Source organism: Corynebacterium sp. CCM 9204 (assembly GCF_041357695.1).
GTDB lineage: Bacteria > Actinomycetota > Actinomycetes > Mycobacteriales > Mycobacteriaceae > Corynebacterium.
The window spans coordinates 165,668-192,610 of sequence record NZ_JAUERX010000002.1 but is presented as its reverse complement, the minus strand read 5'-3'; the positions used below and the strand labels follow the sequence as shown (position 1 = coordinate 192,610).

Sequence of the window (26,943 nt, the reverse complement as noted above, 5' to 3'; positions counted from 1 at the left end):
TATACGGCTCGCCGAGCTTGAGGAGCCGGGTGTTTTATCTGCGTCCGACGGAGTCCTTCGGGCGGAGATCCCGTGGTAGTGCGAAAACCAGTTTTTCAGCCGCTGTAGTGACCTCCTCAACAGTGGTGTAACCATGTTTGGCAAGGAGCTCGAGCACATCTCGGACGAGGATTTCCGGGACGGAGGCGCCTGATGTCACGCCAACGCATCTGACCCCCTCAAACCAGGCTGTGTCGACCTGGGAAGCATAGTCGACGAGGTAGCTGGCGTCGGTTCCAGCTTGGAGTGCGACCTCGACGAGGCGCTTGGAGTTCGACGAGTTCTGCGAACCAACAACGATCATGAGCTGGCACTGTTCCGCGATAGCCTTCACCGCAACCTGACGGTTCTGGGTGGCATAACAGATATCGTCCGAAGGAGGATCCTGGAGTTGGGGGTACTTCTGTTTGAGTAGATGGACGATGGTCATCGTCTCATCCACCGAGAGAGTGGTCTGGGACAGCCAGATCAGTTTCTCCGTGGCCTTCAGATCGAGTTTATCCACTCCCTCCACACCGTCAACGAGATGGACGACGTCAGGGGCCTCACCGGCGGTTCCCTCGACTTCTTCGTGTCCTTCATGTCCGATGAGAAGAATCTGGTATCCCTGGCGCGCGAAGCGCTTCACCTCATTGTGGACCTTCGTGACGAGGGGGCAGGTGGCGTCCAGTGTCTTCAGGTCGAGAGTCTTGGCTTCTGCGTGCACGGCGGGGCTGACACCGTGCGCGGAGAAGACGAGGTGAGATCCCTCGGGTACCTGGAAGGTCTCGTCGACGAAGATCGCCCCGCGCTCGGCGAGAGTGTCCACGACATAGCGATTGTGCACGATTTCTTTACGTACGTACACCGGGGCGCCGTATTTCTCGAGGGCCCGCTCGACGGTCTCGACCGCACGGTCAACTCCGGCACAATAACCGCGCGGGGCGGCAAGCAGAACCTTTTTTTCAGTGGCAACGGGTGACGTCATGGGCTACAGCGTAACCAAAGGTGCGGTTGAACGCCTACAATGAGGCTTTCGGAACCGGCTCTTCGGGACAGGTTCCCGCCGCACCTGATGCCGAGCATAATCAAGGAGTAGTGCGCCTGTGACTTCCGCCGCCCCATCCGCTGATCGGCCTTGGCCGGTTCGTGAAGTGAACGCGAAGGTCAAAGCCTGGATCGAACGCTTGGGGCACGTCTGGGTGGAGGGGCAGCTCACACAGATCAACGCGAAACCTAGCTGGAAACTCTCCTACCTGACCTTGCGGGACACGGAAGCCGACGCGAGTGTGCAGCTCACCTGTTACACTTCGCTGCTCCGCAACTCTCCGACGCCGTTACGCGACGGGGAACGGGTCCTCGTACACGGTAAACCTGCTTTCTATCCCGGGCGCGGCAGTTTCTCTCTATGGGTGACGGAGATCCGCCCGGTGGGGATCGGTGAACTACTCGCCCGAATCGAGATGTTGCGGCGCAGTCTGGCCGCCGAGGGCTTGTTCGATCCGGCACGGAAGAAGCGGATCCCCTATCTTCCGAATTGTGTGGGACTGATCACAGGTAGAGGGTCGGCAGCAGAGCGGGATGTGCTTTCGGTTGCGAAGGACCGGTGGCCGGAGGTCCGGTTCCGGGTGATCAATACTCCCGTACAAGGGGCGACGGCAGCGCCGGAGATTATCCGGGCACTGGGTACTCTCGACGACGATCCGGAGGTCGATGTCATCATCATCGCTCGGGGAGGTGGGTCAGTGGAGGATCTCCTGCCGTTCTCAGAGGAGTCCCTGCAGCGGGCCGTCGCCGCGGCATCGACACCAGTGGTGAGTGCGATCGGTCATGAACCGGACACACCCGTGCTGGACAATGTCGCGGATCTTCGTGCCGCCACCCCGACGGACGCCGCGAAGCGGGTTGTTCCAGATGTCGCGGAGCAACGCGCACTGATCACCGAGCTTCGTGGCCGGAGCGCCCAGGCATTGCGTGGGTGGGTGGAACGGCAATACCAGGGGCTACGTGACCTGCGGAGCCGTCCCGCATTGTCGGATCCGATGCTTCCGATCAATAGGCGCTCCGAAGAGGTGGTGCAGTTCGTCCGCCATCTGCGCATGCAGGTAACTCACGATCTGGACCGCCAGGAAACCCGAGTCCAGGCCCTCCGCTCCCGAATTTCCACGCTCGGCCCCTCCGCCACCCTCGCCCGCGGCTACGCTGTCGTACAGGTGGGGCCCGTTACAGCGGAGCCCGAGGTCGTGACATCGATTACTCAAACCCCTCCCGGTAGTCAGCTCCGGATCCGGGTCGCCGATGGCTCGATCACCGCTGCGGCGATGGCTGTCCGCCCATCTGACTGAAGTGGGTAACGCCTCCGTGGAACTGATTCGACACCAATACAGGAGAGAAAACGTGAACAGTGATGCAGTAGGTACGGGGCGCCCGAAGGAAGATGCCTTTCCTCCGGTTTCGGAACTCAGTTATGAGGCGGCGCGGGATGAGTTGGTCGAGATCGTGAAGATCCTCGAGCACGGGCAGATGCCCCTCGATGAGTCGCTGAGATTCTGGGAGCGCGGTGAGGCCCTGGCCAAGCGCTGTGAGGAGCATCTCGATGGAGCGCGGCACAGGGTTGAGGCTATTCTCCGGTCCGACGCGGAGATCACGTCCCGGGCGGCTGATGACGCCTGATACCCAGGGATACACCTGCGGTGGTGATCAGTGGCGGAACGGTTCCGCCACGAGTGTGTTGTGTATGAGTTCAGTGAATTCCTCGTCACTGGCGCTGCCCGCGAAAATGAGGTTCACATCTCTGTAGGTCGTGGTCCACACGGTGTCTGCGGTGTCCTCAAAGGGGGTCCAGACAGTGAACTCTCTCCCGTCCACGTCGCGGGTGTCGGCGATCTCACGAGGGTGGGAATCCAGGCCCTTCACCGCATCCTCCACAGGCTGGTCCGTCTGTAAGAGCTGCAGGTATCCCCGTTTCGCCGTAACCCAGCCTACGAGTGGTGCGGGAGTGTTGTTGACCGGGTGCCGACGCGCTGAGTTCGCGATCCACCCCTCGGGACTCTCGGGGAGCCGGACCGGGAAGGTCATGGCACGGGACTGGAGTTCCAGGAAGCTCTCCGCATCCACGGCATGGATCGGCCCGTTCTCGACAGGATCTTTGCGGAGCGAACACATCCCGGTGAAGCTGACTACGACGGCCATGATGACGACGATAACGACCAGAGACATGATCATGTCCCTGCTGTCCTGGAAGATACGGGGTTTATTCTCGGCCACGGTGACCAGTATGTCAGAACCCTCTTTTCCACCCGCCCCCAGTATCCGGCCGACACTACGGTGATCAGACGGGGGTAACGCAATTATCTGAACCGTACAGGTTGCCCCCAACGGTGGTCAGAAAGTGCAACAATGGAGGCAGCGGACGCACGGACAGATCCCGGACGCAGTACCGCGCGTGCAGTTCGTGCGGGATACGTCGGGGGCGTCTCCTGGTGGAATATGACTGCGCGCCCGTAGCTGAAAAATATTTGACCTACGACTACAAACAAGCGGTCGCATCCGTACCGCCTGCTGTGCCGGGTGTTTTCCGGGTCACTGTGGGCGGGATGATGGCCGCACATGAGCGCCTTACAGGAGGCACTGACATCATGAGCATCCAGAAACCCGAGCTTCCGGACCGCAACCTCGCGATGGAACTCGTCCGTGTCACCGAGGCGGGCGCACTCGCATCCGGCCGGTGGGTTGGACGCGGTAAGAAGAACGAGGGCGACGGCGCTGCAGTCGACGCGATGCGGAAGCTCATCAACTCCGTGAACATGCGTGGTGTCATCGTCATCGGTGAGGGCGAGAAGGACGAAGCCCCCATGCTGTTCAATGGTGAGGAGGTCGGCACCGGTGAAGGGGCCGCCGTGGACATCGCCGTGGACCCGGTCGATGGTACAACGTTGATGGCGGAGGGCCGTCCGAACGCCATCTCGGTGCTTGCGGCGGCAGAGCGCGGTTCGATGTACGACCCGTCCGCGGTCTTCTACATGGACAAGATCGCCTGCGGCCCTGAATCCGCCGGTAAGATCGACATCCTCGCCCCCGTCGAATACAACATCAAGGCCGTGGCGAAGGCGAAGAGCATTCCCGTACACGACGTTACGGTCGTCGTACTTGACCGTCCCCGCCACCGCTCGCTGATCGCGGACATCCGTGAGGCGGGCGCAAAGGTCCGTCTCATCCGTGACGGCGACGTAGCCGGTGCGGTCGCCGCCGCACAGACCACCAACTCGGTGGACCTGATGATGGGTATCGGCGGCACCCCGGAGGGCATCATCACCGCCTGCGCCATGAAGTGTATGGGCGGTGAGATCCAGGGTAAGCTCCACCCCACCAGCGACGAGGAGCGCCAGCGCGCGCTCGACGCCGGCCACGATCTGGATAGGATTTTGTTCACCGACGATCTGGTCCGTTCGGACAACTGCTACTTCGTTGCGACCGGTGTGACCAAGGGCGACATGCTGCGCGGTGTGACCTACCGCGCGTCGTCCGCGACAACCCGTTCGCTGGTCATGCGGTCCCGCTCCGGAACGGTGCGCCACATCGAGTCTGTACACCAACTGGCGAAGCTCCAGGAGTACTCCGTGGTGGACTACGGTTCCTGATCCGTCACCGGGGAACACCATCCTGAACACAGGGTATCGACACCCTGCCCCTGGAAATCCGGCACGGGTGTCGTCGTTCTCTCGGGCACCGAAGGCTTGAGGTGTGACGGCCGCGGTTTGTGGGGAACCGGCTTGGAGAAGACCGAATCACCCCCGGATGTGTGGACCCGATGACGCTCCGTACGGCATTGCGCTGCGATCTGTTTCACAAGCCACCCACCACGGTGATGGGAACCTGACGACACCCCCGTTTTCGGCCATACTGGGAACGCGTGCACCGCATGGTGTCCGGGTCCGAGCGACTGATCGACCCCGGTTGAGCACAGCGCTATGCAACCAGCATCGAGACATTCATTCACACGACAAAGAGGTTGGTTATTCATGACTGAGCAGGAATTCCGCATCGAACACGACACAATGGGCGAAGTGAAGGTCCCCGTCAATGCTCTCTGGCGCGCCCAGACTCAACGCGCCGTGGAGAATTTCCCGATCTCCGGGCGCGGCCTGGAGTCCGCGCAGATCCGGGCCATGGGCCTGCTCAAAGCCGCCTGTGCGCAGGTGAACAAGGATCGTGGACTTCTGGACGCGACGAAGGCTGATGCGATCATCGCCGCCGCACAGGAGATTGCGGAAGGTAAGCACGATGGTGAATTCCCCATCGATGTTTTCCAGACCGGTTCAGGTACCTCGTCCAACATGAACACGAACGAGGTCATCGCTTCTCTCGCCAAAAAGTCTGGCGTTGACGTCCACCCGAACGATGACGTCAACATGGGTCAGTCCTCAAACGACACCTTCCCCACCGCGACCCACGTCGCGGCCACGGAGGCAGCCGTCAAGGATCTGATTCCGGGCCTTCAGGTCCTGCATGATTCCCTTTCCGCAAAGGCGAAAGAATGGGAAAACGTCGTCAAGTCCGGCCGCACCCACCTGATGGATGCAGTTCCGGTAACGCTGGGCCAAGAGTTCGCCGGCTATGCGCGCCAGGTCGCCGCCGGCATTGAGCGTGTGGAAGCGTGTCTGCCCCGTCTCGGCGAACTCCCCATCGGTGGCACCGCCGTCGGCACGGGTCTGAACACCCCGGTCGGATTCGGTGAGGATGTGACTCGGGAACTGGTGAACCTCACGGGGGTTGAGGAACTGCGTGAGTGCATCAACCACTTCGAGGCGCAGGCTGCCCGGGACGGCCTGGTCGAGTTCTCCGGAGCCATGCGGACCGTCGCGGTGTCCCTGACCAAGATCGCCAACGACATCCGGTGGATGGGATCGGGCCCGTTGACCGGCTTGGGCGAAATCCATCTCCCGGATCTCCAGCCGGGTTCCTCGATCATGCCGGGCAAGGTCAATCCCGTGCTGTGCGAGACCGCAACCCAGGTTGCGTGCCAGGTCATCGGCAATGATGCAGCCGTCGCATTCGGCGGCGCACAGGGTGCTTTTGAACTGAACGTGTTCATCCCGATGATGGCCCGTAACGTCCTGGAGTCCGCTCGGCTCCTGGCGAACACCTCCCGGGTCTTCGCCGAGCGTCTGGTCGACGGCATCGAGCCGAACACCGAACACATGAAAACCCTGGCTGAGTCCTCTCCCTCAATCGTGACCCCGCTGAATTCCGCGATCGGCTACGAGAACGCCGCGAAGGTCGCCAAGACCGCACTGAAGGAGGGCGCCACCATCCGTCAGACCGTTATTGACCTGGGCTTCGTCGACGGCGACAAGCTCACCGAGGAAGAGCTGGACAAGCGCCTCGACGTGCTCGCGATGTGCAACACGGACCGCGATTCCGAGTAGTCAACGCTCAAGACATGGGCAACGCTGTCCCGGCCCCCGCAGGTGTATGGAGCACCGGTGGGGGCTTCGTCTCCTCCGCATCCGGCAATGTGGCTGAGACGATGAGCTGTCCGTCCGACGACTGAATGTACTCGGTGCATTTTGTCGCACCCGCGTTTTTAGCTGCGCTCAGCGCCATACGCACCAGTGATCACCATTACTCGAGACGAAGGGACATGTGCAGTGCGAGCCGTAATTGATGGTCACACAACCTGACCTGTAATTGCAGTGCAGGTTCTCCGCTGCGACGACCGATAACATCTGTAGCACTGCGGGGATCTCCTCCATGCCTTCTTCAATTGCATCGATTTCAAGGAAAACACCGTCATTGGCAAGTAGCCCCATCCACTGGCCAGTACCAAAAACCCGGAACACATTAGCGAAAAGCTACCGAATCTTCCGTAACCGGTGACGAACGCTGCCTTTCTGATGAGCAATCGTCTCCGTCCGGACAACGGGAGTGCCACGGAACCCGGTGTGATCGATACAGGTGAATTACTGCGCCGACAGAGGAGAAACTGTCACACCAACCCCCGGTCGACACTGGAGGGGCGGCGCGCGAGCTGGCCGGACCGTCCACACGAGTCTCGTTGATGCCGCGAGTAGCTATCTGGAGACCCATCCGGGGAAAAGAAACCGTCGACGGTGGAAGTATCCTCACAGCAAAAACCGATGGCGCCAGTTCAGCACACATCGGCTTTTTGTGTCTTTACGGGTAACCAGTTACACAGATTCAGGCTTCGGCAGGAGTTTCTCCCAGATGACGGTGTCTCGCCACTGACCCGCGAGTTCGCCGTAGGGCATCTTCGCGAGATGGCTGAGTGTGCCGGCTTTTTCAAAACCCCGGGACTGGTGGAGTTTCGTGGATCCGGTGTTCTCCGGGAAGATCCAGGAGTGGATCGCCCACTTCTCCAGCTCGATGCATTTCGCGATGAGGGTATCCAGCAACGCGCCCGCCACCCCGCGCCCCTGAGCTTTGGGATCGATGTAGATCGAATCCTCGACGACGCCGTGGAACACCTCGCGCTGCGAGATAGGAGCGGCGGAGACCCAACCAAGGACGGTCTCGTTGTCGGAACGTTCAACCGCGACAAAGGCGCAGTCCATGATCTTGTGGCTGTTGAATTCCTCCCAGCTCATGGCGTGGCGCTCGTAGGTCGCGTGGCCGGTGTCCAAGCCTCGCTCGTAGATGTACCGGACCTGACCGTAATCGTCTTCGGTCAGCGGTCGGATGATGAAGTCGCGTTCAGACATGCCACGAAGAATATTGCGTGGGGGCACCCACGGCAACCTGAGAAAAAGGTAAGCTCTTTGACCAGCACAGTCTCGGAAAAACATCTGTCCCTGCATGATGCGAAAACGAGAAAATCCCCGGAGATTGCCGGGGATTTCTCAGTGCATTGCACCCATCAGAGGGAGAGTGGTCTCATTCTCCGATCAGTGGGTCTCAACCTTGGCGCTCCAAGTGCCATCGGTCTTGGACCAGATGATGTCTCCGTGCTCGAAGTTCTGCGCCCAGCCATTGCCGTCCTTGCGCTCAATCTCATAGGCGGTGGGCAAGCCCAGATCCGAGTCGAGTCCCCCCTCCTTCATCCATGCCTCGGCGATCTTGCCGTTAAGACGGTGGGCACCGGTGTCCTTGGAGTAGGCGATGTAGTAGCCCTCGTTGAAGGCGGCGAGGTAACGGCCGTCCTTCTCCTTGACCTCCGTCAGCTTACCGAGGTGACCTGCAGTGCCGCCAAGGGATTCGTACATGTCGACGATCGGGGTAGGCACGCTGACGTTCTTACCGGATGCATCCGTGACATCGGTGTTCTGGTCGTCTCCGTCGTCCTGTGCGTCCTTCTTAGCATTCTTAGCCGTATCCTTGGCATCCTTAGCCGCGTCCTTGGCATCATCCTTGGCGTCCTTGGCCGCATCCTTGGCGTCCTCGGCTGCGTTTTCAGCGCTGTCCTTGACGTCTTCAGCGCCATCCTTGACGGCATCCTTGGCGTCCTCGGCGGTGTCCTTGATCGCATCCCCGGCATCTGAAGCCGCGTCAGCGACCTTGTCGGTCGCGTTATCCAGGTCTTCCTTGGCTTCCTGAGAGCAGGCGACGGCGCTCAAAGAGATGCCCAGTGCCGCAACACCAGCAAGAATTCGGGTACGGGTTTTCTTGGTCATGAGAATCAAATCCTTAGATTCAGGGGAGTTCAGTGCCGAGTACCTACTATGACACCTCTGCTTCACCTAATGCCAATCCTGATACCAATGCGTCACAATCCCGTCACTGACTTGTAACACCATTATTCTTGGCGGCGCGTGAAAAGAAGCCGATTATCTGCGGCGGCGTTGACGCTTTGGGCCGCCGCTCCCCTTCCTGACGCCCGGCTGGCGGCGCGTGCCCCCGACGCCTTCCCGTCGCGCCTTCTTCACCGCCGCTTTCTCCGCCGCACTCCGTTTAGGCTGCACCGTTCTTGAACTTCCCCCCGTCCGCCCCCTGGCGATACCCACAAAATCCTGAATTTCGTCACAGTCGTCCCGCATGCGCCAGACGAGAGCGACGGTTGTCGGGATACCTCCGAGGTAGTCACGGTTTTCCGTTCTCCGTGATCCGAGCCTGCGCAGCAACGGTCTCGGCCCAATGGCGACGCCGACCCCGGTCGCGACAACGTCGATCCCTTCATTGAGTGCCACGATATCCACAACACCATCTTCCCCGGGAGAGTAGAAGATACTGTGGCCCGCAAGATCATCATCCCCCAACGCCTCGGTGAGCGTGAGTTCACTGTCCTTCGGAACCGCAACTCCGGGTTGTTCTTCGTAGAGTTTCACCAGGTGAAATGTGTCGTCTATGCGGAGATCTGGCAACCGGACGAGCGCAATGTCCGCCAGCCCGTCAATGAGTCGGCCGAGAGGATCGGGGCTCTCTTCGGTCAGCGGCTCCCGATGACCCGTGCGCTCAGTGAATCGAGTGAACCACTTGCCGGGTGCGGTTCCCGTGGCGAACGCGATGGAGAGAGCCGACTCGGAGCTACGGAGATTCATACGCGGAATGTTACCGTGATGCAATGACAGAGCCTGAAGCACGCACGCCGTCGAGTACCGCAATGAAGCCGCTCACCGCAGCCAAGAAGCTGGGCATCTACCTGCCTGCGGCACCGGAGGAGTTCCAGCGCAATGCGCTGACCCACGCGGAGTTCGCCGAACTCCAGCACAATCCGCCGCAGTGGCTGACCGACCTGCGGGCCACCGGACCGCATCCTCGGCCGGAAGTTGCGCGGAAACTCGGCGTCACCGTCGCCGCGCTCAAGCGCAATGACATGGACCGACCCCTGACCACCGATGAGATCAAGACACTCCTCGCCGACCAGCCTGAGTGGCTGCGGAAGGCCCGGACCACACTCGCAGAAGAGCGTGCAGCGGAATCCCGCAAAGCCACCGCTGGGGACCCCACGGAAACCGGTGACACCGCGGAGGAAGGATAGCACTCGCGCCAGGTACCCCGTTCCGGGGCTGATATGGATGACAGAAAGATGAATTAACGGTAACCAAACGAAAAATCCCCAGCAGAAAAAGCAGCGCATTCGATATGACGCCATTGGTAATATGATCCACTGATTAACTGCAAGGGACCGTGATCCGTATCTCATTTCCCCATCGGAGCGACCTTGCAATGAATACCCACCGCCGTTCCCTCCTCTCCACACTCACCGTGGGCACACTGACATTCAGCGGTCTGGCAGCGCCGACCGCGAGCGCTGAGGAAGTGACGCCAGTCACCCTCAACATCCTGGCTACCAGTGACTTCCACGGTCACATTTCGGTGGCCCGGGACCGCGATGGTTCCCTCCTCGATCCCGGGGCCGCAGCTCTCGCCTGCTTCATCAATGCCGAACGGGACAGCAATCCAAACACGAACTTCGTCGCCGCCGGTGACCTCATCAGCGGCTCTCCCTTCGTTTCCTCGATTCTCCGCGACAAGCCCACCTTGGATGTATTCAACGCCATGGGCCTCGATGTGTCAGCCCTGGGCAATCACGAGTTCGACAATGGCTTCGAGGACGTCAGCACCCGAGTCTCCTTCGACGGCACGGGCCAGGCGCGATTCCCCTACATTGCGGCGAACATCACCGGCGCCGATCCGGCACCAGCGCCCAGCCACATCATCACCACCGAGTCCGGGATCCGGGTTGCATACATCGGTGGAGTGACTGCGGAGACCCCCTCCATCGTCAACCCCGACGGCGTCGCAGGCCTACGGTTCAGCGAACCCGTAGCCGCGATGAATGCCGAGGCCGAACGGATCGCCAGGGCCGATGTGGCAGACATCATCATCGGACTCGTTCATGAAGGAGTCCACGTGAACTCCGGATTCAGCGACGTGTTCGACGCCGTCGTCGCGGGGCACACCCACAAGGAGACCCTCGAAACCGGCCCTGAACGCAAGGGCCGCCAACCTCTCGTCGTTGTGCAGCCCGGCGAATACGGGCGCCTGCTCTCCGACATCGACATCGTGATTGATCCCTCGACCGGTGAGGTCACCTCCGTCACCGCCTCAAACCACACCGCCGACGACATCTGGGCGAAGTGCAGCAAAAACCCCGACACCGAGGTGCAGGCGATAGTGACCGCCGCAGAGGAAGCGGCCGCCGAGGAGGGGCAACGGGTCGTTGCGACCGTCCCGGATGCCTTCCTGCGTGGTCGGGATTCCACTGACAGTGACACCGGCGGCAACCGGGGCGTGGAGTCCTCCCTGAACAGTCTTCTCGCCGATGCGGCACTCGATTCCATTAACGCGAAGACAGCACTGAAAGCCGACATCGGCATCATGAACGCCGGTGGTGTGCGGGCGGACCTCGCGGCCGGCGAGGTGACCTTCGCCGACGCGTACCAGGTCCAGCCCTTCGGCAACCCGATCGGCACGGTCGACATGACCGGTGCACAGTTCATCGAACTCCTGGAGCAGCAGTGGAAACCCGGCCAGTCCCGGACCCGTCTCGCCCTGGGGCTCTCATCAAATGTCACCTACATTTACGATCCGGCCGGTGAACAGGGTGCCCGGATCACCCGGGTACTGGTCAACGGTGCCCCGATCGATCCCACAGCCACCTACCGTGTCGCCGGGAACCGGTTCCTGCTCAACGAAGGTGACAGTTTCACCGCTTTCGGCACCCAAACGGGATCGAACACCTTCACCGACACCGGTCTGCTGGACGTTGATCTGTTTATCAGCTACCTCGCGGCTAACCCGAACATCGCGCCCCGTAACCAGCAGACCTCCGTCGGCGTCCACCTGGACGGAGCAGCCGACGACGGATCGGTGAAGGCGGGCTCCAAGATCACGGTCAACCTGTCCTCACTCTCCTACACCGGCGGGGAACCGGTTCCGGACAACGTCACCGTCACGCTGGGCAACGAGAAAGTGACCGTCCCGGTCGACAACACCATCGTCGCCGGCAACGATGAGACCGGCCGTGCGACCCTGCCCCTGACTGTCCCGGTCGGCTCCGATACACTCACCCTCCACATCGAAACCGATTCCGGCACCATCGCAGAACTGCCTCTCACCGTCACAGGTGGTGACACCGGTGAACCGGAGCCCCCGACCCCCGGCAGTGCGTCGGTCCTCAGCTCGGGTATCCAGAAGCTGAGCAGTCCCCTCGGTAACCTGGCGTACATCCTCAACGGAGGTCTCGCGGCTCTCATCGAGCTGTTCATCGCCTGGTTGGGCATCCGGTGAGGTACACGGTCATGACACGACGACTCTCACTCCCGACCACCGCCCTCATCACTGTCGGTGTCTCCCTACTCGCGGGAGTTCTCCCCTCGACAGCGACACCCGCCGGAGACAACATCGTCATCAGCCAGGTCTACGGTGGTGGCGGAAACAAGGATGCCGCACTCACTTCGGACTTCATCGAGCTGTACAACCCGACCAGCTCCCCCATCAGCGTCGACGGGTGGACCCTGCAGTACCTCTCCGCGAAGAACACGACGGCGAAACCCGGACAGATCAGTGAGCTGACGGGGACAATCGCACCGCACTCCCACCTGCTGATCCGCGGGGCACGGGGATCCGGTGGCACCGTCGACTTCGCGGCAGACATCGACGCACCACAGCTCGCGGTGGGAAGCAGGGCCGGTGCGGTGGTCCTGGCCACCGACGCCACCCCGTTCAACGCCGACACTGCCGGCGGTTCCGCCATCGACATCCTCGGCTACGGCGGCGCAGCGGTTTCCGAGGGAACCCCGGCACAGTCTCTGGACAACACTCTGGCAGCCACCCGCGGTGACGACGGGGCGGACACCGATGACAATGCCACGGATTTCACCGCCGCCGTCCCCTCCCCGAGGTACTCGGGCGGCGCAGCCATGGGCGCCACGGTCCCTGATCCCGAACCGGATCCCGGAACACCCGCCCCAGCCGATCCCCGAGAGGTGACGATCGCGGAGATTCAGGGCGTGGGTGACGTCTCCCCGCTCGTCAATGAGAAGGTACGTACCACCGGAATCATCACCGCCACCTGGCCGGACGGCGGACTCGGCGGTTTCGCACTGCAGACCGGAGGCACCGGTCAGCTCCACGGCGCGAATGCGGCATCCACGGGTGTCTTCATCTACACCGGGCGGGGTTCCGAGCCCTCTACTGATCTCATCGGTTCCTGCGTGAGCGTCACCGGAACGGTTTCGGAATTCCACGGACAGACCCAGGTCGCGGGGCAATTCGTCCCGATCGACGCGGCGACCACACACGACTGCGCGGAACCCGTCACCCCGGTCACCGACACGATCCCCGAGGATCCGGCACTGCGGGAAGCCCACGAAGGTATGCTCTTCCAGCCAACGGGCGTGCACACGGTGACCGAGAACTACAACCTCAACAGATACGGCAGCTTCGGTGTGGTCGCGGGTGACACCCCGCTGTACCAGGCGACCGACGTTGTCCAGCCCGGCGCGGCCGCTATCGCGTACGAGCGGGACAACGCACGCCGACTGCTGACAATCGACGACGGCAGTTCCCGTGATTTCCTCCGCAACAATGAGGCCCGCGACGTGCCTCTGCCGTATCTCAGCGCCGGTGGAGAGCCCCGCCCCCTTCGCACCGGGGATCACGTGACCTTTTCTCGGCCGATGGTGCTCGGCTACTCCTTCGGGTCATGGACCCTGCAGCCGACCACCCCCGTCGATGGTTCGACCCCGGCAGACGGCCTACCGGTGGATTGGACCTCCGGCCGGGATGCGGAACGCGGCGGGCCGGACGAGGTCGGTGGCGACACGAGCCTGGCGAGCTTCAACGTCCTCAACTTCTTCACCGATCTCGGCCGCGACGAACCGGGGTGTGCTCCGGTCACGGACCGTGCCGGTATTCCGGTAACCGGTGACCGCTGCACGGTCCGGGGCGCCTATACACCGGAGGCGCTGGCGGACCAGCGGGCGAAGATCGTCTCTGCGATCAACACCCTGGACGCCGATATCCTCGGATTGGAGGAGATTGAGGACAGTTCCCGGTTCGGACACGACCGCGACGCCACGCTCAACCATCTCGTCGACGCACTGAATGCAGCCGGAGGGAACTGGGCCGCGGTGCCTTCTCCAACGACCATTCCGGTTGGGTCGGGTGCTGGTGACGTGATCCGCACCGCCTTCATCTACGATCCGGCGCGCGTCCGTCCGGTCGGTGAGTCCAGGATCCTCATGGACGAGGCCTTCACCGGCATCGCCCGGGAACCACTCGCCCAGGAATTCGCTCCGGTGGACGGCGGCACACACGTCGTGGCGGTGGTCAACCACTTCAAGTCGAAGGGTTCTGTCGCTCGCGGTGACGCGGACACCGGCGACGGTCAGGGCAACAATGCCAGGTTGCGTGCCGCCCAGTCCCTGGCGCTGGTGTCCTGGCTCGCGGATCAAGAGGACTGGGGTGACCTCCCGCAGTTCATCATCGGGGACCTGAACTCCTATTCCCGCGAGGACGCGGTGCGGATCATCGAGGACGCCGGATTCACCAACGTCGGCCGGCACTTCGACGCCGGGACGAGCTACCAGTACGGGGGCCGTCTGGGTTCCCTCGACCATGTCCTGGCCAACCGGCGGGGTATGGCGGTGACCACGGGAGCCGATGTGTGGGACATCAACTCCGACGAGTCCACCGCGTTCGAGTACTCGAGGCGGAACGTTAACGCGGTCGATTACTTCGCCCCCGACCCGTTCCGTGCCTCCGACCATGATCCGATCAAGGTCGGGTTCTCCCTCGGTGGAGGCGCACCGGACGACGTGGATCCCGGAACGGGAGTTCCCGATCCCGGAACACCGGACGGATCGACGGGGGCGGTGCAGAGTTCGACGTTCCGGGCCGTGATAGCGGGCGTCCTGGCACTGCTGGGCCTCGGTGGACTGATTGCGTGGATCACCGGACTCCCCGCACTAAAGGGACTGCTCCACCCCTGAGCACACGGTGCCCAGGGGGCGGCCCCGCACATCCGGAAGTAACGGTGCGGGGCCCGTTCCGTGTTTCCGCAACTCCGATGGAGCAGTGGACTACTTGCACCCATATACCCCGGGGGGTATATAATTCCGTATCGGTACTCCCGTCAACACACCATGAGACTCATCATCGCCGGAGGTGTCACAGTCGGAATCATCTGCGCCCACACTCCCGCACCCGGCCAAATCCGTCAAAATCATCGCCCTCGAACTTGTTCTATCACCTTCGCGAGCTACAGACTCCTCTACTAGACGGAAAAGAAAAACACCGCGGGCATCTTGCCCATCCAGGCCCTGGAATCACTGCACAGCACCGCGGACGGAAGGCCAATCCCAGATCCTGTACACGTCCAACGCGTATTCGTATCTGGCCTACCGTTTCCGCGATCAGAGATCAGAACGGTATCGACGCCGTGCCCCTCTCCGGCGGCATACTAACCCTCGAAGCCCGAATGGGGGCACAACCAACGTCGTCCTCAAACCCAACCGGTCCTGACGGCAAACTGCACGAAAACCCACCTCAATCCCACGGAGCGACACCACCATGACCGACTTCCAGCCCGAGGACAAGAAACGCATACTCAACCGGCTGCGCCGCGCACGCGGACAACTGAACGCCGTCATCGAAGCGGCGGAATCTGGCGCGCCCTGCCGGGACGTCGTCACCCAGTTGGCTGCCCTCAGTTCGGCTCTCGACCGGGCCGGCTACGCCATCATCTCCGGAGCGATGAAAGGGTGCCTCCGTGACGAAGACTCCCGGGAGGACGGCGACCTCACCCCCGAGGAACTGGAGAAACTGTTTCTCATGCTCGCCTGAGCACCCGACCACACCTCACAGAAACCGCTAACCCAATCAAGGAGAACACGATGTGTAGAGCAGTCACCTGCCGCAAATGCGGGAAAACAACCTGGGCCGGATGCGGCCAACACGTCGAACAGGTCATGCGCAACGTCCCGAAATCGGAGCGGTGCCCGGGACACGCCGATGAACCGCCAACCGGATTTCTCGCTCGCCTCTTCAAGCGGAGCTGAGTCTGTCCGTCTCCACTCCCGGGTACAGGCGCTACACTCGGCGATGATCCGACTAGCAGAGACCAGACGAGACCACACCGCCGGTCCCCCGTGCGGTGACGGAAGGATGATCGGCTCCATGCCCGAGAAAAACAACAACACCTCACGTTCCACCGTCCGGCTCAACGTGAAGGCAACCGGCGAAACGGCAGACGGCATCCCGGTGGTCCTCATCGGATCCCTCGGCTCCGACCGTTCGATGTGGGAGGAACAGATCGGACCGTTATCGGAGAAGTGGCCCCTGGTGGCCGTGGATCTTCGTGGTCACGGTGCCTCCCCGGTGCCGAACGGGCCCTACTCGATGCCGGATCTCGCGGCGGACGTGCTCGCGACCCTCGACGACATGAGAGTCCGACGTGCACACATCGTCGGACTCTCCCTCGGCGGCGCAATCGCCCAGCAGATCGCGCTCGACGCACCCGAGCGGGTGACCAGTCTGACCCTGGTGTCCACCGCGGCGAAGTTCGGCGAGGAACAGACATGGCGCGACAAGGCCGCCACCGTGCGTGCGGAGGGGACGAAGGCCCTGGCGGACACCGTCGCACACAACTGGTTCACACCGACGTTCGGTGAGGCCGGAGCCTTCACTGACTATGAGGCGATGGTGTCCGCCTCCCCGGACGAGGGCTACGCGGCGTGCTGCGAGGCACTCGCCGAGTTCGACTCCCGCCCCCGGCTGGGTGAGATCAGCGCCCCGACGCTGGTCATCTCCGCCGCCGACGACCCCTCCACCCCGCCGGACGTGGTGCGCGTCCTCGCCGATGGAATCCCCGGTGCCCGTCTCGAGTCCGTGAGCCCGGCCGCCCACCTCGTCAACGTGGAGCAGGCCGCCGTGGTCAACCAACTGCTCGCCGAGCATTTCACCACCGCGGTCTGATCCAGCCCGGACAACAACCGGACACGAAACCGCCCGCCCCACCCGGGTGCAAACGGTGGGACGGGCGGTTTTCCACGTCACGGGTCGGATCGGTCATCCGGCCGATGAAGTGACTGTGTACCTGAACCGTCCGGGAATACGGGAAGGATCAGAGCATCTTCCACTCTTCGAGGCCCTCGTACAGCGGGTAGGACTCGGCGAGCTTCGCGGTGCGGGCACGCAGCGCGTCGACATCGGCGTTCTTTCCGTTCGCCAGGGCGGTGCCGATGATGTCGGCGACCTCGGTGAACGCGGCGTCATCGAAGCCACGGGTGGCGAGCGCGGGGGTGCCGATCCGCAGGCCGGAGGTGACCATCGGCGGGCGCGGGTCGAAGGGCACGGCGTTGCGGTTGACGGTGATGCCGACCTGGTGCAGCAGGTCCTCGGCCTCCTGGCCATTGAGTTCACTGTTGCGGAGGTCCGCGAGCACGAGGTGGACGTCGGTGCCGCCGGTGAGGACGTCGACGCCGGCCGCGGTGCAGTCGGAGCCGGTGAGGCGCTCAGCGAGGATACGGGCACCATCGAGGGTGCGCTGCTGGCGGGCGGCGAACTCCTCGGAGCCGGCGATCTTCATGGCGACGGCCTTCGCGGCGACAACGTGCATGAGCGGTCCGCCCTGCTGTCCGGGGAACACCGAGGAGTTGAGCTTCTTGGCCCACTCCTGCTTCGCCAGGATCATGCCGGAACGGGGTCCGCCCAGGGTCTTGTGGACAGTGGTGGACACGACATCGGCGTGCGGGACCGGGGAGGGGTGCACGCCACCGGCGACGAGACCCGCGAAGTGGGCCATGTCGACCCAGAGTTTCGCGCCGACCTCATCCGCGATGGACCGGAACGCGGCGAAGTCCTGGTGCCGCGGGTAGGCGGACCAGCCGGCGATGAGGACCTGCGGCTTCTCCTTGATGGCCTGCTCGCGGACGCGGTCCATGTCGATGCGGAACGTGTCCTCTTCAACGCCGTAGGCGGCGACCTCGTAGAGCTTGCCGGAGAAGTTGAGCTTCATGCCGTGGGTGAGATGCCCACCGTGGGCCAGCGAGAGGCCCATGATCTTGTCGCCTGGGTTGGCCAGGGCCATGAGGACCGCGGCGTTCGCCTGCGCACCGGAGTGCGGCTGGACGTTCGCGAATTCCGCCCCGAAGACCTCCTTGGCGCGATCGCGGGCGAGTTCCTCGACGACGTCGACGTGCTCGCAGCCGCCGTAGTACCGGCGTCCGGGGTAGCCTTCCGCATACTTGTTCGTCAGGACGGAGCCCTGCGCCTGCAGTACTCCGCGTGGGACGAAGTTCTCGGATGCGATCATCTCGAGGGTGTCCCGCTGACGCGCGAGTTCATCGCGGAGAACCTGTTCGACGGCGGGGTCGAGTTCAGCCAGCGGAAGCCATCGTGAATCGGTGGTCGGGGTGGAGCTGGATTCGGTCATGTGTGCCCGGTTTCCCTTCGTGTCAGCACCTCCCGGGACAAGACCACGCCCCGGGATATTCAAATGCCACGCCAGTCTATCCCGCACGGCGGGGAATGTGGACAGAGAGGTCTGCTCACGGGCACACCCGGCCCCCGTGTCGGGGTGTTCATCGGTGTTGTGCACAATGGATGCATGGCACGCCCACGGGAGATCAGCCCGTATCTGGATTTCGATCGGACCGAATGGCGGCATCTGCGTAAGTCTATGCCGCAGGTCTTGACGGCCGACGAAGTCATCCAGTTACGGGGTATCGGCGAAAATATCGACCTCGACGAGGTTGCGGAAGTATATCTGCCGCTGTCCCGTCTCATCCATCTGCGGGTGAAGGCACGGCAGAAACTGATCGGCACGACCTCGACGTTCGTGGATAAGCCCGCAGAACATGTCCCGTTCATCATCGGTGTCGCCGGTTCCGTTGCCGTGGGAAAGTCGACGACGGCGCGTCTGCTGCAGGTGCTGTTGCAGCGGTGGGAGTCCCATCCACGGGTGGATCTGGTGACCACCGACGGGTTTCTCTACCCCACTGCAGAACTGGAACGTCGCGGACTGACAACACGCAAGGGCTTCCCGGAAAGCTACGATCAGCGTGCGCTGATGCGTTTCGTCACCGATGTGAAATCGGGCAGCCCCGTGTGTCACGCGCCGGTGTACTCGCATGAACTCTATGACAGGGTACCGGGTGAGATGATCGAGGTCCGACAGCCGGACATTCTCATTCTGGAGGGGCTAAATGTCCTGCAGACGGGGCCCACGCTAATGGTGAGCGACCTCTTCGACTTCTCCGTGTACGTGGACGCACACACGGATGACATCGAAGACTGGTTCATCCAGCGGTTCATGGCATTACGCGCGACGTCGTTCAGTAAGCCGGGATCACATTTCGCGCATTTCGCCAACCTCAATGACGAGGACTCACGGCAGGTCGCGCGGGAGATCTGGCAGTCGGTCAACCTGCCGAACCTGGTGGAGAATATTCTTCCCACCCGCGTACGGGCGTCATTGGTCCTGGTGAAGGGCCGCAACCACCTCGTGCAGCGAGTTCGGATGCGCAAGATCTAGGGGTCGGCTGCCGACGCCGTCTCCCACATCCGGGATGCAATGTCAGGCCCGGTGACGGTGAACCCACTGTTCCACAGGACCAAGCTCCGCATCATCGACACGGTCGATGTCACGCCCGTACTCGTGGACGATCTGCTCCTCATTCTCATTGCGGTTGGACTTGCGCCGCAGCATCTGGTTGAGCGACCACAGTGCACCCCGGTGGATCCGGCTGAGCTGCGAGTGGTTGAGCCGTCCAGGAAGGTAGAAACGGGTGACTTTGTCGGCGTTGTCACCGAGTACCTTCGCGGCGCCGTCCCGGGAACGGGCCCATGAGCTGACACTCATACCTACAACCACCAGTGCGGTGGGGCGACTGTCGAGATCCTTGTCCCGGAGCCATTTCGCTCCGCTGATCTGGCTGGCGTAGTTCGGGGAGAACACAACGAGTGGCCCGGTCCCCGGTATCTGGTCGATGGATGGCGGGGCATCCGACAGAACTACCGGAGCGACCCCAAGGTGTTGGGCGAAGGTCCGGGCGTAGTGTTCGGTGGATCCGTAGACGGTGTCGAAGATGACGGTTGGTTCGGGCGTACTCATCGATGGGTCCTCACTGAGGGCAGGTTATTTTCCGAAGCGTCTACTCCGGAAAGCGTAGGAGCGGAGCGCCCGGAGGAAATCGATCCTGCGGAACGCGGGCCAATAGGTGTCGGTGAACCAGATCTCGGAATACGCGGCCTGCCACAACAGAAATCCGGAGAGACGTTGTTCGCCTGATGTTCGGATGACCAGATCGGGATCGGGTTGTCCTGAGGTGTAGAGGTGCTTGGAGATCGAGTCCACGCTGATCTCCCCGACGATCTGCGCCGGAGTAAGCCCTTCGTCGGATTTTTCGGCCACAAGATCCCGCACCGCGTCGACAATTTCCTGACGCCCGCCATACCCGACAGCAACGTTGACCGTGACCCCGGTGTGTTCACCGGTCTTCAGTGCCGCAGCGCGCAAGCGGTCTGCGAAACAATCGGGAAGCAGATCCAGGTGCCCGACGAGACGAACCCTGCAATTTGTTTCCGGATCAGCGAGCTCATCAACAACGTCACCTATGATGTCGAACAACAGTTGCAGTTCGTCTTCCGCACGCCCGAGGTTCTCGGTCGACAGTAGATAAACCGTGACGAGCTCGACGCCGGTCTCATCACACCAACGAATCATCTCACCGATCTTCTTCGCCCCGACACGGTGCCCATGGCTCACATCGGCAAAACCCGCTTCACGAGCCCAGCGACGGTTCCCGTCACACATGACCGCAACATGCTTCGGTCGCCGACGGCCGCGAATCTCGCGGCGCAGCCGGTTCTCATAGACCGGATACAGCAGTTGAGGTAGAAGGTTCACACTGCCAATTCTAGTCACCCGCCGCCCCCGCCTGGGGCGGCGGGTGGAGCGTGGGAACTGTCACAGTACGCTCCAGCTCCCACCGGAGTTCCGTCAGAACCAGAAGCGCCTGCTCGGACTGAGTCCAGCTTTCTCCATCTCTACATTGATCGCCTCCTGATCAAAGGGATCAATGCCGTGTGCCTCAGCGAACTCCCTTCTGCGCGCCATCTGCCGAACCCTGCGACTTAACGCCCACCCTATGTAGAGGACTATGGCGCCGAGGAGCACCAGAACGAACAGCCCCACTGGAGACGCCTTACCGAACTCCGGCCCGAGCGGTCCCGACCGTTCAGCCTGCGCGAGAATGACACCCGCAACGCCATGGATGTCCATCTACTTCTCCTCTGTCCCGATACCCGCGAACAAATCCGTTTCCGGCAAGGTGGTCCGCACCCTGGTCCGCGCCAGCTCAAATTCTTCTGTCGGCCACAGTTTACGCTGCATGGCAACGGGAGCCGCGAAGAAAATACCCGCGGGATCAATCTGGGTCGCATGCGCACGAAGCGAATCATCCCGCCGGTCAAAGTAGGCGGCGCACTGTACCTGGGTAGTCACCCGAGCCATGATATCGGCACGATCGCCGTTCCAGCGTTCGAGCATAGGCCCGAAGGGGGTGGGCTTCCCCATGGCCATAAGTTCATCATGGAACATCTGCATCCGCTGCCTGATGAAACCGTGCGCGTAATAGAGCTTCAACGGTGTGTACGGCTCACCGATTTCAGGATGGTAATCAGGATCACCGGCGGCATCCCACGCAAGCATCGATACTTCGTGGACCTTGAGGTGGTCGGGATGTGGGTAGCCGCCGTTCTCGTCATAGGTGATGATGACCTGGGGACGGAAGTCCCGGATGATCCGGACGAGCTTCTGCACAATCAGGTCATTGTCCACCAGCGCGAAACATCCTTCGGGCAACGGTGGCAGCGGATCCCCTTCGGGGAGACCGGAATCGACGTACCCGAGCCACTTGTGTCGGCACCCCAGTGCGCGAGCAGATGCGGCCATCTCATCTCTCCGGATCCTGTCCATGTTCTCCAGTACCCCGGGACGATTCATTGCCGGATTGAGGATCGAGCCACGTTCACCGCCGGTGCACGTGACCACCATCGTCTCGGCGCCTTCTGCGGCGTAGCGGGCGAGTGTGGCCGCACCCTTGCTCGCTTCGTCATCGGGATGTGCGTGGATGGCCAGCAGGCGGTGGTGGCTCACAGTGTCATCGTCCTTCTTTCGGGGCCGGTTACGGTACACCGGGCACGGCTTCCGTGCAGCGGCGACGTTTTCCCGGAACCATCCTAGACAACCCCCAACCACCCTGCACCGGCGCCCCCACGCACGTCTATCATGGCGTTTGTACACCCTTATATGGTGTATCCGGCGTCCGGTGTCCACCGCCGCCGGGCATCCGGACAGACAGGAAACCGCCACCGTGGAGACCCCTCCCCACCGTCGACCACTTCCGACCGACCGCTACGCCGTCACCGCCGACGGCAGCCGCGGTAACCTCTCCGGCCGCATCATCGCGGTAGGCGCGATTCTCTTTCTCGTAGTGGCCGTGGTGGTCACGGTTCAGTACTTCCAGAAAACTGCCGCCGCCACGGTCAACGCGACGACATCGGGGTTTGAGCGAGCTGAGGATGAGTCGACGTTACGAGTGTTCGTTGACGTCACCCGGAAGAACACCGAAGCCGACAGTTACTGCATAATCCAGGCACTGGACTACGACAAGATCGAGGTAGGCCGTCGAGAGTTCATGATTCCGGCAGGAGGCGATGCGACGGAACGCTACACCGTCGACGTCCCGACGAGAGGTCTCCCCGTCGCAGGCAAGGTGTATGGCTGTCATGAGAAGGTACCCGCATATCTGACAGAGGCGGAACCTCGCTGAACCGGCCCCCGAACGCCACCCGTGTGTTAGAATCCATCGCGAAACAGCCCTGACGACACGCGTTTGTTCCGCGCTGTTCCCCGAGCATGTGTCCCGGTTACCGGATGCACATGCCAAGGCACCACAGTCACGCCCCGTGGGCCGTGCCCTGACGTTCAGCGTCCTCCGGGTACGGGCACTCGGGGCACTGTCAGTCGGGGAACACCCCGCGTCGGACGAGCGCACCGATGACCGCATCGGCGCAGGGACAGATCGGACGGTGCGCGACAGCCACCGGTCGACCTCGACGACGAACACTGGGAAGGCACCGACACCATGGCTGACATTCAGAAGCAGTACATCACCCCGGAAACGAAGAAGAAGCTCGAGACGGAGCTCAACGCGCTCATCGCGCACCGTCCGGTGGTCGCTGCGGAGATCAACGAGCGCCGCGAAGAGGGTGACCTCAAGGAGAACGCCGGTTACGACGCAGCTCGTGAGATGCAGGTGGAGGAAGAGGCCCGCATCCAGCAGATCTCCCAGATCCTGGCCAACTCCACAACCGAGCGGGCTGCCGTGGAAGAAGGTGTGGCCCATGTAGGTTCCGTCGTACATGTCTACTACGACGGCGACGAGTCCCAGAAAGAGACGTTCCTCATCGGAACCCGTGCAGCGGCCAGTGACAACAAGGATCTCGAGACTTACTCGGAGCAGGCTCCGCTGGGTGCCGCGGTTTTGGGTGCGCGTGAAGGTGAGACCCGTGAATACACGGCCCCGAATGGCCGAGTCATCAGTGTCACCATCGTCTCCGCTGAACCGTACAACTCCGAGAAGTACGCCACTCTGCGCTCCCAGAGCTAATCCAGCCCCACATGAAAGGCCCGGAAACGATCATGACCACCCGTACCCGTACCCTCGCAGCCGTCGCTGCAGCCACCCTGGCGCTTGCAGCCTGTTCTCCCCCCCATGAGGTTCCGACCGAAGACCGCGTCGTCACCGCAACCGAGCTGTCCTCTCCCGCAAGTATCGAGAAGGACTCGGCTACCCCTTCGTCCACCACAACAAAGCACGGTGACTCGAACACGTTGAGCAGTACGACGACGTCGACTTCCGACGCATCGACGTCAACAACCACATCGGATGCTAATGCAGATGATTCCCTTCCCGGAGTCATCAACTGTGTCAGTGCGCCCACCCAGCGCCCGACCACTCTGAATTTGGCTTGCTCCGGTAACGAGGACCGTCTCGTGGACATCGTCTGGCTCACATGGGGCACCGAAGAAGCGACCGGAACCGCAACCCGGATCACGAACACCTGTGACCCGACCTGTGTCGACGGCAAGAAGCGCACAACTCCGGACGTCGACGTGGTGTTGAACCTGCCGCGCAACACCCCACAGGGAATAGCATTCACCCAGATCATCGTCGACGGGGAAACTATAGCGCCGTAAGCGATATCTCTTCACGACAAGAACCCGGACACCGCGCAGACCCACGGTGTCCGGGTTCTCTTGTTAAGTCTTGTTCAGCGAGTTTTCTATCTCCCCGGATCTATCTCAGAACCGACAAATCCCGTCATCCTTCCGCGATTACAGCAGGGATAACGGGAAATTTGTCAGGTTTTCCGCAGTTTAAGAAGTCAGCCTGTCAGCGGTTGCTGAAGTAGCTCAACAGCCGAAGAATCTCGGTGTACAGCCACACCAAGGTAACCGCGAGTCCGAGGGCGACGCCCCACGCCATGTTCGCAGGTGCGCCCGCACGAACAAGCTTGTCCGCGGAGTCGAAGTCCACGAGGAAACTGAGAGCGGCGAGCACGATGCAAACCAGGGAGAAGATGATGGCGAGGGGTCCACCGTCACGCAGCACGTTGAAGGAGGTGAACATAGACATCAGGAAGTTACCCATGGCAAGCACCATCACACCGATCATGCAGCCGATCAGGATGCGCGTAAATTTCGGGGTGACCTTCACGGCGCCTGTCTTGTAGACGTACAACATACCGAGGAAGACGCCGACGGTACCGAGCACAGCCTGACCGATGAGCGCTCCGGCATTCGCTCCACCGACGAGAACACCGGAGAGCAGCAGGGAGATACCGCCAACAAACAACCCCTCAAAGGCGGCGTACGTCAAGGTGAGGGGTGCAGAACCGTACTTCTTACCGAACGTGCAGATCAGCACGGTGATCAGACCACCGATCATGCCAACAAAGGTGAGCCCGATCGCGAGGCCGGGATTGATCATCGTCCCTATGAAGAAGTTGACCACCGCGAGCACGATGATGATACCCAGGGTGATGCCCGTCTTGGTGACGATGTCATCCACGGTGATCGGGCGCTGTGCACCGGATGCGTCGCTCTGCTGGGCGAGGTACGGATCCTGGTAGCCGGCCTGCGGGTAGCCCGTCTGGTAGGGGTTCTGCTGAGGCTGGCGCGAGCCGCCCGTCAGTGAACTGAGAACAGGGTTACTACTACGCACGTCGTCCCTGGTCCTTTCTTGTGTTCGAGATTCGTCGTGAAGGTGTACATCCCTACAACGCCTGGACCCGCCACAAAGTTCCCGGACGTGCACAACTGGCCGATGAAACCCCGCAACAGGTTACCGACCTGTCACCGGGTTTCATCGTCAACAGATCACTGAGACGCGGAACGGACGGCAATCTCCGCAAACTGTTCGTTCTGGAAGTCCCGTGGCGATATACCGTGCATTCCCTTGAATGCCCGGGAAAAAGCGGCCGTAGAACGATATCCCACTGTCCGTGAGACATCTTTGGGGCGGAGACCTGCACGGAGAAGCTGCCGCGCTTCATCCATCTTCTGCGTGAAGGTGAACACGGACGGCGCCGAAGCGGTGTCACTCCGTGTGACCACTCCGAGAGCGCTCCGGTAGTAGTCAACGACATCCTCGAGGCGGGGCGCCTCGTCGAGATCGTCGGCGGCACTCATCGGCAGGGCGATCGATCCGGCGGCGATGTCGAGCCTGGTGTTGGTGCCCGCCGGGATCGTCGCACTATCTCCGTTTCCGAGGAAGCGGCAGTACCCGGGAGTGGTCAATGTCGCGGTACCACGATAGACCCAGAGAACGACATCTGATCCCGTCGAACGGTGCCAGGTACTCGATGAAGGAATCTGCGGCGGGGTGCCCGCCGGAGCCATCCCCACGGAACCGGGCGTGTAGGCAGACGGCGTACAACCAGTGTGCCTGCGGAACGCCCTGGTCAACGAAGAAGTCGCGGCAAACCCGACGAGATTAGCCGCGACGGCCACCGAGAAGTCCCTGGCGAGGAGTTCGGCGGCAGAGGAAACCCGGTACGCGGTACGCCATTCGGAGAATGTCAGACCCGTCGAGGCGAGGAACTGACGCTGGAGAGTCCTTGCGGAAACCCTGTACTGCTCCGCAAACTCTTCGAGAGATGTCTGGTCACCGGGATTGATACGCAGACGCTGGGCTACAGCGTTGGCTTCCTCGGCTTCTGGGGCAGGAGGTGGTGCGGCCGGGTCATCGAAGAGTCGCGAGATCTCCGGAGACAAGGTCCGTGTTCCACGAAGATAACCCAGCGAACGGGAGAACTCGTAGACCATGAAATCCCCCCAGTCCACGCCCAGGTGGACCCGACGCGAAGGCCCTGAAATACCCAGATTCGGAAAGACGATGGGAATGACCAGACCATCGCCGGACACCGTAGACGGACCTGCCGCATAGCAGAGCTCACCCGCAGGTAGTTCACATTCCCAGGCTCCGACGCTGATGGTCGCGGAACCCGAGTGACACCACAAAAGGGCCGGGTGGGGGTATGAGACAACCATGTCGTACCTCAATCATCTTTAGGCGACGCTAACCTAAATGATGTTAACGGCAAAGCGATATTAGAGCACGTTCTACACAGGTGACAATCGCTGCCGTTAGTTGGCGATTGGGCCATATTGTGAGGTCACCCTATCCTTCTTTCGTATACCCCCACGCAATTATTTACCCCCATCATGGGGTACCGTGCGAAAAATCACAGTTGCAAGCACCCAGTAAAGCACTCAGACACAGAAATCACACTCCATCTCGAATCCCCCGGTCACGTCATGTGATAAAAGCTTCTGTCCGGCTATGCCCTCCGGAGGATGCTGAGGCCCACCGCACATCCCCGATCACACGGCGCACCACCGAAAACACGAAAACACAGGGGGCCACAGTTGTTCACGTCCCCGATCTGATG

The 26,943-nt window shown here is 61.8% G+C and carries 25 protein-coding genes; 13 read left to right on the top strand and 12 right to left on the bottom strand.

Going from position 1 to position 26,943, the window contains the following annotated elements; genetic code table 11:
- Positions 1 to 34 precede the first annotated feature (34 nt).
- Positions 35 to 1,006 carry a 4-hydroxy-3-methylbut-2-enyl diphosphate reductase gene (locus QWU43_RS05030; protein WP_370915182.1) on the bottom strand — a complete coding sequence of 324 codons (972 nt, stop codon included), beginning with the start codon at positions 1,004 to 1,006 and terminating at the stop codon, positions 35 to 37.
- Between the two features lie 118 nt (positions 1,007 to 1,124).
- Between QWU43_RS05030 and xseA the strand changes: the two genes are divergently transcribed.
- Complete coding sequence (gene xseA / locus QWU43_RS05025; protein ID WP_370915183.1) at positions 1,125 to 2,363, top strand: exodeoxyribonuclease VII large subunit; 1,239 nt, start codon at positions 1,125 to 1,127, stop codon at positions 2,361 to 2,363.
- A 52-nt stretch (positions 2,364 to 2,415) separates the two neighbouring features.
- Positions 2,416 to 2,691, top strand: a complete 276-nt coding sequence (locus tag QWU43_RS05020) for an exodeoxyribonuclease VII small subunit (RefSeq protein ID WP_370915184.1) — start codon at positions 2,416 to 2,418, stop codon at positions 2,689 to 2,691.
- A 27-nt stretch (positions 2,692 to 2,718) separates the two neighbouring features.
- Here QWU43_RS05020 and QWU43_RS05015 read toward each other — a convergent pair whose 3' ends face one another.
- Positions 2,719 to 3,285, bottom strand: a complete 567-nt coding sequence (locus QWU43_RS05015) for a DUF4245 domain-containing protein (protein ID WP_370915185.1) — start codon at positions 3,283 to 3,285, stop codon at positions 2,719 to 2,721.
- Positions 3,286 to 3,656: 371 nt separating this feature from the next.
- Between QWU43_RS05015 and glpX the strand changes: the two genes are divergently transcribed.
- Both glpX and QWU43_RS05005 read left to right on the top strand, forming a co-directional pair.
- Positions 3,657 to 4,658: a class II fructose-bisphosphatase gene (gene glpX / locus QWU43_RS05010; protein WP_370915186.1), complete on the top strand. Its 1,002-nt coding sequence runs from the start codon at positions 3,657 to 3,659 to the stop codon at positions 4,656 to 4,658.
- A 381-nt stretch (positions 4,659 to 5,039) separates the two neighbouring features.
- The gene (locus tag QWU43_RS05005; RefSeq protein WP_370917290.1) at positions 5,040 to 6,446 is read left to right on the top strand and encodes a class II fumarate hydratase; all 1,407 of its coding nucleotides are present in this window, start codon (positions 5,040 to 5,042) and stop codon (positions 6,444 to 6,446) included.
- A gap of 762 nt (positions 6,447 to 7,208) precedes the next feature.
- Here QWU43_RS05005 and QWU43_RS05000 read toward each other — a convergent pair.
- The 3 genes from QWU43_RS05000 to QWU43_RS04990 form a co-directional block, all read right to left on the bottom strand.
- On the bottom strand, positions 7,209 to 7,739 hold the full coding sequence (locus QWU43_RS05000; protein WP_370915189.1) for an N-acetyltransferase family protein: 531 nt from the start codon (positions 7,737 to 7,739) through the stop codon (positions 7,209 to 7,211).
- Positions 7,740 to 7,922: 183 nt separating this feature from the next.
- Positions 7,923 to 8,648, bottom strand: coding sequence for an LGFP repeat-containing protein (locus QWU43_RS04995; RefSeq protein ID WP_370917289.1), 726 nt, complete (start codon positions 8,646 to 8,648; stop codon positions 7,923 to 7,925).
- 153 nt (positions 8,649 to 8,801) lie between these two features.
- Entirely contained in the window at positions 8,802 to 9,512 is a 711-nt protein-coding gene (locus QWU43_RS04990) for a LysR family transcriptional regulator substrate-binding protein (RefSeq protein ID WP_370917288.1), read from the bottom strand.
- Positions 9,513 to 9,535: 23 nt separating this feature from the next.
- On the opposite strand from QWU43_RS04990, the gene QWU43_RS04985 reads away from it, so the two are divergent.
- The 5 genes from QWU43_RS04985 (at position 9,536) to pcaD (ending at position 16,896) form a co-directional block, all read left to right on the top strand.
- Positions 9,536 to 9,952, top strand: coding sequence for a DUF5997 family protein (locus tag QWU43_RS04985; RefSeq protein WP_370915192.1), 417 nt, complete (start codon positions 9,536 to 9,538; stop codon positions 9,950 to 9,952).
- A gap of 188 nt (positions 9,953 to 10,140) precedes the next feature.
- The gene (locus tag QWU43_RS04980) at positions 10,141 to 12,207 is read left to right on the top strand and encodes a bifunctional UDP-sugar hydrolase/5'-nucleotidase (protein ID WP_370917287.1); all 2,067 of its coding nucleotides are present in this window, start codon (positions 10,141 to 10,143) and stop codon (positions 12,205 to 12,207) included.
- An 11-nt stretch (positions 12,208 to 12,218) separates the two neighbouring features.
- Positions 12,219 to 14,912: an ExeM/NucH family extracellular endonuclease gene (locus QWU43_RS04975; RefSeq protein ID WP_370917286.1), complete on the top strand. Its 2,694-nt coding sequence runs from the start codon at positions 12,219 to 12,221 to the stop codon at positions 14,910 to 14,912.
- 580 nt (positions 14,913 to 15,492) lie between these two features.
- Positions 15,493 to 15,765 (top strand): metal-sensitive transcriptional regulator, encoded by a 273-nt coding sequence (locus tag QWU43_RS04970; RefSeq protein ID WP_370915195.1) that lies wholly within the window; start codon positions 15,493 to 15,495, stop codon positions 15,763 to 15,765.
- Between the two features lie 333 nt (positions 15,766 to 16,098).
- On the top strand, positions 16,099 to 16,896 hold the full coding sequence (gene pcaD / locus QWU43_RS04965; RefSeq protein ID WP_370917285.1) for a 3-oxoadipate enol-lactonase: 798 nt from the start codon (positions 16,099 to 16,101) through the stop codon (positions 16,894 to 16,896).
- A 148-nt stretch (positions 16,897 to 17,044) separates the two neighbouring features.
- On the opposite strand, the gene glyA is transcribed toward pcaD, so the two are convergent.
- The gene (gene glyA, locus QWU43_RS04960; RefSeq protein WP_370915214.1) at positions 17,045 to 18,355 is read right to left on the bottom strand and encodes a serine hydroxymethyltransferase; all 1,311 of its coding nucleotides are present in this window, start codon (positions 18,353 to 18,355) and stop codon (positions 17,045 to 17,047) included.
- 174 nt (positions 18,356 to 18,529) lie between these two features.
- On the opposite strand from glyA, the gene coaA reads away from it, so the two are divergent.
- The gene (gene coaA / locus QWU43_RS04955) at positions 18,530 to 19,456 is read left to right on the top strand and encodes a type I pantothenate kinase (protein WP_370915215.1); all 927 of its coding nucleotides are present in this window, start codon (positions 18,530 to 18,532) and stop codon (positions 19,454 to 19,456) included.
- A gap of 42 nt (positions 19,457 to 19,498) precedes the next feature.
- On the opposite strand, the gene QWU43_RS04950 is transcribed toward coaA, so the two are convergent.
- The 4 genes from QWU43_RS04950 to mca form a co-directional block, all read right to left on the bottom strand.
- Positions 19,499 to 20,035, bottom strand: a complete 537-nt coding sequence (locus QWU43_RS04950) for a flavodoxin domain-containing protein (protein WP_370917284.1) — start codon at positions 20,033 to 20,035, stop codon at positions 19,499 to 19,501.
- A 24-nt stretch (positions 20,036 to 20,059) separates the two neighbouring features.
- Complete coding sequence (locus QWU43_RS04945) at positions 20,060 to 20,830, bottom strand: isoprenyl transferase (protein WP_370915217.1); 771 nt, start codon at positions 20,828 to 20,830, stop codon at positions 20,060 to 20,062.
- Positions 20,831 to 20,923: 93 nt separating this feature from the next.
- A complete protein-coding gene (locus QWU43_RS04940) occupies positions 20,924 to 21,205 on the bottom strand; it encodes a hypothetical protein (RefSeq protein ID WP_370915218.1) in 282 nt (93 codons plus the stop codon).
- A complete protein-coding gene (gene mca, locus QWU43_RS04935; RefSeq protein WP_370915219.1) occupies positions 21,206 to 22,081 on the bottom strand; it encodes a mycothiol conjugate amidase Mca in 876 nt (291 codons plus the stop codon).
- 172 nt (positions 22,082 to 22,253) lie between these two features.
- Here mca and QWU43_RS04930 point away from each other — a divergent pair, with 172 nt between their 5' ends.
- The 3 genes from QWU43_RS04930 to QWU43_RS04920 all read left to right on the top strand — a co-directional run bounded on the left by QWU43_RS04930 (position 22,254) and on the right by QWU43_RS04920 (position 24,187).
- On the top strand, positions 22,254 to 22,757 hold the full coding sequence (locus tag QWU43_RS04930) for a DUF4307 domain-containing protein (protein WP_370917283.1): 504 nt from the start codon (positions 22,254 to 22,256) through the stop codon (positions 22,755 to 22,757).
- Between the two features lie 315 nt (positions 22,758 to 23,072).
- On the top strand, positions 23,073 to 23,597 hold the full coding sequence (gene greA / locus QWU43_RS04925) for a transcription elongation factor GreA (protein ID WP_370915221.1): 525 nt from the start codon (positions 23,073 to 23,075) through the stop codon (positions 23,595 to 23,597).
- Between the two features lie 32 nt (positions 23,598 to 23,629).
- Positions 23,630 to 24,187, top strand: coding sequence for a hypothetical protein (locus QWU43_RS04920; protein ID WP_370917282.1), 558 nt, complete (start codon positions 23,630 to 23,632; stop codon positions 24,185 to 24,187).
- Between the two features lie 196 nt (positions 24,188 to 24,383).
- Here the strand turns inward: QWU43_RS04920 and QWU43_RS04915 are convergent, their stop codons facing one another.
- Both QWU43_RS04915 and QWU43_RS04910 read right to left on the bottom strand, forming a co-directional pair.
- Complete coding sequence (locus QWU43_RS04915; RefSeq protein ID WP_370915223.1) at positions 24,384 to 25,214, bottom strand: Bax inhibitor-1/YccA family protein; 831 nt, start codon at positions 25,212 to 25,214, stop codon at positions 24,384 to 24,386.
- 155 nt (positions 25,215 to 25,369) lie between these two features.
- Complete coding sequence (locus QWU43_RS04910; protein ID WP_370915224.1) at positions 25,370 to 26,542, bottom strand: helix-turn-helix domain-containing protein; 1,173 nt, start codon at positions 26,540 to 26,542, stop codon at positions 25,370 to 25,372.
- Positions 26,543 to 26,943 lie beyond the last annotated feature (401 nt).